Raw genomic sequence first — 8,235 nt, 5'->3', positions numbered from 1 at the left:
CACACGCCCTGATCCAGGTGCGGGCCTGAGAGCCACGCGGCCACCAGCCGTGGGGGGGGGGGGGCCCCCGGCCCGAAACCGAGGCCCCCACCGCCCCCGCCGACTCAGCTCCAGTCGTTGAGCGCGATCGAGACGCCCGAAGCCGCCGGGCCACGACAGTGGCTCCGGTGGTTTCGGGCGATGTGGTCCAGGCGCAGGTTGTCGCGGAACGCCGGGATCAGGTTCAACCGCCGCGCGTACGCCCACAGATGCGGGTGCGCCGCGAGCCGTTGCACGTCCGCGGCGTGCAAGTGCCGCTTGTGCACCGCGTCCAGGTGCACGAGGGTGACCCACAGGTGTACATCCGCCGAGGTCAGCCGATCGCCCAACAGGAACGGCCGCACCGCGAGCCGCCGTTCGGCCACCGCCAGGGTGGCCAGCACGGTGTCCATCGCCTCCGCCCGCCGCGACCCGGCCGGCGCCCGCCCGGCCCGCTGCGCCGCGTCGGTGACGTCCTCCTCGAACAGGGTGTCCAGCGCGCACAGTTCCTCGCGCCGATCGGCCGGATACAGATCCGGCCCGCCCCCGAACGCGGTGGCCAGGTCCCGCAGCACGTGCGGCGCGTGGTTGCTGACGATGCGTCCGCTCCACCGATCCCACAACACCGGCACACTCACCGGCCCGTCGTAGTGGTACTCCGTCGCCTCGTACGCCTCGCGCAGGAACGCGAACCCGCCGACCGGGTCCAGCCCGTGGCCGTCCCCGTCGCGAAACGCCCAGCCGCGCCCGTCGCGGACCGGGTCCACCAGCGACGTGCCCACCACGTCGCCCAAGCCCTTCAGGTCCCGGGTGATCGCCACCCGCAGCGACTTCGGGCAGGCCAGGCACAGGTACAGGTGGAAGCGGTACGGCTCGGCGCGGAACCCGGCGCCGATCCGGCCGCGGAAACGCTGCATCGGCGGGCGGATGGTCTCCAGGCCCGGCAGCGGCGACCCGGAGTGGCGGGCACGGTAGCGCCCGTGGGTGCGGAAGTCGATCGGTCCGGCGGCCTTCGGGGATGTCGTGGACATACGGGTCTCCCTCGCGCGGGTCGTTGAGTGTGGCAACGGTCGAGACGGCACGGCGCGGCCCGACCCCGAAATCCGGGCGGACCGGTGGCGTGAAACTCAGACCGCGCGACAACTCGCGCTGCACACGCGCAGGAAGTCGATGTGGCGGCGGATCAACAGGTGAACGGCGATCAGGACCCGCGCCCTCGGCAGAACCGGGCGGGGGCCCGCGTGACACACGCAGCCGTCCATGGCTCGGATTATTCGCGCTGTGGACCGCCCCCGCAAGGGCCTTCACCGATCCCCGGCACCGATTCCCGAACCCGCCTCCTCCCACACCCGCGAGGGCAACGCACGACGCAACTCCGGCGCCACCTCGTCCGCGAACAGCTCCAACACCGCCCGCCGTTCCGCCCCATCCAGCCCCTCCGTCCCGATCGCCTGCACCTGATGTCCGTACGCGGCGTGGTAGCGACCGATCTTGTCCACGATCTGCGCCGGACTGCCCACCAGCGCCGGGCCGTTCGCGACGTTGTCCTCCAGCGACGTGAACGGCGAACCGTTGTGCCGCGCCGCCGCCGACTTCGCGAACGCGTCGTAGTACGGCCGGTATCGCGCCAACGCCTCCTGTGAGGTCGGCGCCACATAGCAGCCGCCCGCGCCCGAACCGACCACCGCGTCCGCCGGATCACGCCCGTACGCCGCCCAGCGCTCGCGATAGTGCTCGATCAGATCCGCGTACTTGGCCATCGGATGGAACCCGTTCGCGGTGAACAGCGGATCCCCCCACTTCGCGGCCAACTCCGTCGACGCCCGGCTGGTCGCGCTGCCGTGCCAGATCACCGGCGCCCGCCCGTCCGCACGCGGGAACGGGCGCGGCTGGGTGGTGACCTCGTGCAGCGGGGTGCGAAAACGCCCCGACCACGTCACCTTCTCCTCGCTCCACAACCGCCGCAGCAGCTCGAACTTCTCCTCCTGCAACTCCCACTGATCCGCCTCGTCGAGGCCGAACAGCGGAAAGTGCCGAGGGTCGTTGCCCTTGCCGACCATCAGATCCAGCCGGCCCCGCGACAGCTGGTCGAGCGTCGCGTAGTCCTCGGCCACCCGCACCGGATCCAACACACTGATCACCGTCAGCGTGGTCAACAGCCGGATCCGCGACGTGCGTTGCGCCACCGCCGCCAGGATCACCGGCGGCGCCGAGGACAGGAACGGCTCGCCGTGCCGCTCACCCACCCCGAACGCGTCGAACCCCAACTCCTCCGCCAGCGCCGCGCTCTCCACCAACTCCCGCAACCGCTCGTGCGCCGGCGCCTGTTCGCCGGTGAGCGGATGCGGCGCGTTCGCACCCAGAGTGAACACCGCGAACTTCACGACACCGCCCCCAGCGGTCGCGGGCGGCGCCGCCCCGGAATGGCCGCGATCAACTCGCGCGTATACGGATGGGTGGGCGCCGTCAACACCTGCTCGCAGGTGCCCTTCTCGACCAGCCGACCCGCGCGCAGCACCCCCACCCGGTCGGCGATCTGCCGCACCACGGCCAGATCGTGCGAGATGAACAGATAGCTCACCCCCAACTCCTCCCGGAGCCGGGCGAGCAGATCCAGGATCTGCGCCTGAACGGAGACGTCCAGCGCGGACACCGGCTCGTCGCACACCACCAGATCCGGCTCCAGCGCCAACGCCCGGGCGATCGCCACCCGTTGCCGCTGCCCACCCGACAACTCCGCCGGTTTGCGACGCAACACGTCCGCCGGCAGCGCCACCTGATCGATCAGCGCCGCCGCCCGGGCCCGCTGCTCCGCCCGGGTGCCGACCCGATAGGCGCGCAACGGCTCCTCCACGATCTCGGACACCGTGAAGCGCGGATCCAGCGACGCGTACGGGTTCTGATACACCAACTGCATACGCCGGCGCAGCGCCCGTGCCTCGCCGCGCCCGGGCCGGGTGACGTCTCGGCCCTCGACCGACACGCGGCCCCCGGTGGGCGTCTCCAGGCCCAGGATCATCCGCACCGTGGTCGACTTGCCCGAGCCCGACTCGCCGACCAGCGCGAACGTCTCACCGCGCCGCACGGTGAACGAGACGTCGTCCACCGCGCGCAACGTGCGCGGCCCCTCCTTGGTCCTCGGCAGCGCGAACTCCTTCACCAGCCCCGTCACGGTCAACAGCGGCTCGGTCCGCGGCACCGGATCGCGGACCGGACGCGGCCGGGCCCGCCGCCGGGTCAAACTGGGCGCGGCGGCGATCAACCGGCGCGTGTACGGGTGTTCGGGATCGCTCAGGACCCGCTCCGCCGGTCCCTGCTCGACCACCTCGCCGCGCGACATCACCACCACCCGCCGGGCCCGGTCGGCCGCCACCCCCAGATCGTGCGTGATCAACAACATCGCGGTGCCGTGCGCGTGGGTCAGCTCCTCGATGTGGTCCAGGATGCGCCGCTGGACGGTGACATCGAGCGCGCTGGTCGGCTCGTCGGCGATCACCAGCTTCGGGCGGCACGCCAGCGCGATGGCGATCAACACCCGCTGGCACATGCCTCCGGACAACTCGTGCGGGAACTGCCGGGCGCGCAACGCCGGTTCGGACAGGCCCGCTTCGTCGAGCGCGGCCACCGCCCGTTCGGCGGCCTCCTTCCCGCTCGCCAACCCGTGCACGATCAGCGCCTCGGCGACCTGGTCGCCGATCCGCCGCACCGGATTGAGCGAAACCACCGGATCCTGCGGGATCAGCCCGATCGAACGGCCGCGCACCGCACGCAGATCCCGCTCGCGCAGCCCCAGCAGATCCCGATCCTCGAACAACACCCGCCCCGCGCCGACCCGTCCGCCCCCAGGCAGCAGCCCCACGATCGCGTGCGCCATGGTGCTCTTGCCCGACCCCGACTCGCCGACCACCGCCACCACTTCACCCGGCACCACGCTCACATCGGCGCCCGTCACCGCGTCCACCGACCCGTGCGAGGTGCGATACGACACCCGCAACCCGCGAACATCCAGCAACGGCACCGCGGCCACAGCCGACGCACCCGCCGCACCGAGCGCACCCGGTGTCCCGGACGCACCCGGCACACCCGCCACCCCCGCTTCTCCCGGGACGCCGTCCACCACCGCCTCCACCCGCCGAGCCCGCCCACCGCGTACCAAGCCGCCGCTCATCGCTCCCGCCTCCGCTCTCCATCCAGGGCCCGCGAGACGCGGTTCGCCGACAACACCGTCGCCGCGATCACCAGCCCGGGAAACGTGGTCAACCACCACGCCGTGGCCACGAACCCGCGCCCGTCGGCGACCAACACGCCCCACTCCGGGGTCGGCGGCGGCGCGCCGAACCCCAGGAAACTCAGCGCCGACACGGCCAGGATCGCCACCCCGAACTCCAACGCGGCCAGCACGAACACCGGCCCGGACGCGTTCGGCAACACATGCCGCGCCAGGATCGCCCCCGACCGCACCCCACTCGCCCGCGCCGCCTCCACATACACCGACGACCGCACCCGCAACACCTCGGCGCGCATCACCCGGGCGAAGGACGCGACACTGGCCACCCCCACCGCGATCGCCACCTTCGTGGTGCCGAAACCCAGCGCGCTCACCAGCGCCAGCGACAACAACAGCCGCGGAATCGCCTGCACCACGTCCACCGTGCGCATCAACACCGCGTCCGGCCACCCGCCGACGAACCCGGCCACCAGACCGAGCGCGCCGCCGACCACCAGAGCCACCGCCACCGCGACCGCCGTCGCCCGCAGCGAGAGCGAACTGCCGTGCACGACCCGGGTGAACAGGTCCCGCCCGAGCTGATCGGTACCGAACAGGTGCTCCCGGCTCGGCCCCCGCAACCGCTCGCGCGGTGTGCCCACCAGGGGATCCCCGTCCGCGAACAACGTCGGGACCAGCGCCGCGAGCAACACCAGCGCCAACACCACCAACGAGAGCAACAACCCCGGCCGGCGCACCACGAACCACGCATGCCCACGCGCCGCGGGCCCCACCCGCGCGCCGAAACCGGTCGCCGTCGTCACACCGTCCTCCCCACCCGCGGATCCAGCAGCGGATACAGCAGATCCACCACCAGCGCGACCACCACGAACACCACCGCCGCCAGCAACACCACGCCCTGCACCACGGCCAGGTCCTGCGTGTCCACCGCCGCCGCCGTCAACCGACCCACCCCGGCTCGGGAGAACACCGTCTCCACCACCACCGACTCCATCAGCAGATTCCCCGCCACCACCGCCGCCAGGGTCAGCGCCGGCAACGACGCGTTGCGCAGCGCGTGCCGCAGATGGATCCGCACCCGGCCCGCCCCCTTGGCCCGCGCGGTCTCCACATAAGGCTCGGCCAACGCGGTGGTCAGGCTCTTCGCCAACACCTGCGCGATCATCGCGCCCGCCGGCAGCGCCATCGTGATCGCCGGCAGTACCAGGCTCTCGAATCCCTCGTTGCCCATCGCCGGCAGCAGCCCCCACTGGAACGACACGACCTGCACCAGCAGCAGACCCACCCAAAAGCCCGGCATCGAAATCCCGATCGCGGGCAACGACAACAACACCTGACGCAGCGCCCGCACCCGGGTGAACGTGGCCGCCAGCGCCACCGCCCCACCGCCGAGCACCGCCAACACCATCGCGAACCCGGTCAGCGCCAACGTCTGCGGCAGCGCGTCGGCGATCGTGCGCACCACCGGCGCCCCCGTCTGTGCCGACCGCCCCAGATCCCCGCCCAGCGCGTCACCCAGGGCGTGCGCGTACTGCAGATACAGCGCGTCGTCCAGGCCGTACTCGGCGCGCACCGCGTCGACCTGCGCCTGTGTCGCGGTGCCCTCCAGGCCGCCCAGCTTGATCGACAACGAATCCCCGGGCAGCAGATACAACACCACGAACGAGACGGTGAACGCCGCCCACAACACCACCACCGCCTGCAGCAGCCGGCGCAGCAGATATCCGCGCATCAGCCCACCCACGTGTCGTGGAACTGCAGGCGCGAGGACGCCTCGAAGGTCAGCCCGTGCACCTTCGGACCGAGCCCGTGCACCTGCGCCAGCTCGAACAGCGGCACCACATAGGCGCGATCGGTGACGATGCGCTGCGCCTCGGCGACCTTCGCGAAACGCCGCGCCGGGTCGAGGTTCTGCGCCTGGTCGTCGAGCACGGTGTCCAGGTCGCCGGAGGGGATCCGAAGCCGGTTCACCGTCCTGGTGCCGAACAGGGTGCGCAGGATGTCCGGGTCGGAGCGGGTGACGTTGTAGTAGGCGAAGTCGTAGTCGCCCGCGTTCTGCACCTGGTTCTGCTCACCGGCGGCCAACTTGCGCAGCCGCAGGTCCACCCCGACCCGGCGCAGCTGCTGCTGGACCAGCTCCAGGACGGACTGGCTGGCGTTGAACAGCGGCGCGAAGATCACGTCCACGCTCAGCTTGCGCCCGTCCTTGACCCGGACGCCGTCCGAGCCGGCCCGCCAACCGGCCTCCTCCAGGAGCCGTTTCGCCCCCTCGGGGTCGTATCCCAGCTGTGCGGACAGGTCGACGTAGCCGGGCGTGACCGAGGCCAGCGGCGAGGTGGCCGCCTTGTACTTCGGGGTGAGTACGGTCTGTGCCACCTCGGGTCGGTCCACCGCCTTGGCGATGGCTCGCCGGACCGCGTCCTCGCCCAGGATCGGGCGCGAGACGTTGGCCTGGAGGACGAACACCACGCCCGGGTTGGGCCGGGTCAACACGGTGTAGCCGGCGGCGAAGCGGGCCTCGTCCTGCGGCTGTACGTCGCTGATCGCGTCCACCTGACCGGATTCCAGGCTCCCGGCGCGCACCCCGGACTCGGGCACGATCTTGAACACCAGCCGATCCAGGTACGCCTCGCCCGGGTGGGCGAACAGCGACGAGCCCCAGCCGTACCCGGCACGTTTGGCCAACTCCACGCTCTGGTTCGGCTTGTACGAGCGCAGTGTGAACGGGCCCGAGCCGACCAGGTCGCCCTGGCAGCGCTGTTCGGGGGTCTTGGCGAGGGTGGCGGGGGAGAGCAGGCCCAGCGACATGGTCGAGGTGGCCTGGAGGAACTGGGCGCTGGGCGCGGCGAATTCCACCCGCACGGTGGTCGGGTCGAGCACCGCGGTGCCCCGGTAGCCGGCGAGGTAGCTGCTCGCCACGGTCGCCTTGGCGCCCAGCGCGAGTACCGCGTCCAGGTTGGCCTTGACCGCGGCGCCGTCCAGCGGGGCGCCGTCGGCGAAAGTCACCCCCGGGCGCAGGTGGAAGGTGAACGCGGTGGCCTGCGGGTTCACTTCCCACGAAGTGGCCAGCCACGGCTTGATCTCGCCGGTACGCCCGTCCTGGTCGGTCAGCGAGTCGACGAGTTGGCGGCCCACGTTCAGGCTCGCGTTGGTGCCGAACTGCTGCGGGTCCAGGCACGTGGGGTCGGCGGCCAGCGCGAAGGTGAGCGTGCCGCCGGCCTTCGGCGGGCCGACCTCGGCGGAACTCGCCGCCGTGCCGCCGGCGCCGTTGCAGGCGGCGACCAGGGCCAGGGCGGCGGTCGCGGCGACGCCGGAGCCGGCGGCGCGGCGCAGTCTTCGGAAGGCGGCGAAGGAGGGGTCGGCGGCGAGGCGGGAAAAGCGCATGTATATCTCCGGGCAGGACGAATTCACGCGGCGGCGCGCGTGATTTCGGGCAGGGGATATCCATCGATTCACGCACGCGCGGCGGCGGGTGGAACCCGACGGAAATCGGGCCGGCGCGGGACGCGGCGAATCGAGGGGAGGAATGGGGAACGGCGGGCGGACGCCCCGCGATCACCGGGATCGACGGGATCGACGAGGGAGGTCCGGCGGCGGAGCAGTCCGGTCCGCGGCGGTCAGCGGGCTCGACAGGCCGAGCTGTGGACCCGGCCGAAATCGACATGCCTGCGCGTGCACAGGGGAGTTCGCGGGCGGTGCACGGCCGCGCCGAGGGGCGCGACGGCCTCGACACGCCGCGAGGAGACCCCGGGGGTGGAGGCGGTGACCGGCACCACGAGCGTCATGACGTCCTTCGACAACAATGGATCGATATCCGTACCGGCGCGAGCCTATCGAGTCCGTAGTGGCGACAACAAGTGGTAATTCCGCTTTTCGGTGGCGGGCGTACGAAAACCCGCATCGGGCGGCAATACCCGCGGCCCCGGCGCCGGCGATATCGCCGACGCCGGAGGACCGACCGGCGCGGTCGACCGCGCCCGTCGCCGGCG

General features: G+C 71.9%; 6 protein-coding genes. All 6 read right to left on the bottom strand.

Annotated elements, in window-relative coordinates; genetic code table 11:
* Positions 1-104: 104 nt before the first annotated feature.
* The 6 genes from ACFRCG_RS07200 to ACFRCG_RS07175 all read right to left on the bottom strand — a co-directional run bounded on the left by ACFRCG_RS07200 (position 105) and on the right by ACFRCG_RS07175 (position 7,630).
* Positions 105-1,049, bottom strand: a complete 945-nt coding sequence (locus ACFRCG_RS07200; RefSeq protein WP_380029675.1) for a glutathione S-transferase C-terminal domain-containing protein — start codon at positions 1,047-1,049, stop codon at positions 105-107.
* A 273-nt stretch (positions 1,050-1,322) separates the two neighbouring features.
* Complete coding sequence (locus tag ACFRCG_RS07195; RefSeq protein ID WP_380029672.1) at positions 1,323-2,402, bottom strand: LLM class flavin-dependent oxidoreductase; 1,080 nt, start codon at positions 2,400-2,402, stop codon at positions 1,323-1,325.
* Positions 2,399-4,186, bottom strand: a complete 1,788-nt coding sequence (locus ACFRCG_RS07190) for a dipeptide ABC transporter ATP-binding protein (protein ID WP_380029670.1) — start codon at positions 4,184-4,186, stop codon at positions 2,399-2,401. The genes ACFRCG_RS07195 and ACFRCG_RS07190 overlap by 4 nt, the downstream gene beginning before the upstream one ends.
* Entirely contained in the window at positions 4,183-5,049 is an 867-nt protein-coding gene (locus tag ACFRCG_RS07185; protein WP_380029668.1) for an ABC transporter permease, read from the bottom strand. Before ACFRCG_RS07185 ends, ACFRCG_RS07190 begins: the two co-directional genes overlap by 4 nt.
* Positions 5,046-5,978, bottom strand: a complete 933-nt coding sequence (locus tag ACFRCG_RS07180) for an ABC transporter permease (RefSeq protein WP_380029666.1) — start codon at positions 5,976-5,978, stop codon at positions 5,046-5,048. The genes ACFRCG_RS07185 and ACFRCG_RS07180 overlap by 4 nt, the downstream gene beginning before the upstream one ends.
* Positions 5,978-7,630 carry an ABC transporter substrate-binding protein gene (locus ACFRCG_RS07175; RefSeq protein ID WP_380029664.1) on the bottom strand — a complete coding sequence of 551 codons (1,653 nt, stop codon included), beginning with the start codon at positions 7,628-7,630 and terminating at the stop codon, positions 5,978-5,980. Before ACFRCG_RS07175 ends, ACFRCG_RS07180 begins: the two co-directional genes overlap by 1 nt.
* Between the last annotated feature and the right edge of the window lie 605 nt (positions 7,631-8,235).

The organism is Embleya sp. NPDC056575 (genome assembly GCF_042793325.1).
In the GTDB taxonomy this organism is placed as follows: Bacteria; Actinomycetota; Actinomycetes; order Streptomycetales; family Streptomycetaceae; genus Embleya.
Note: the sequence above shows the minus strand (reverse complement) of the source record. Positions and strands in the feature narration are given on the sequence as shown.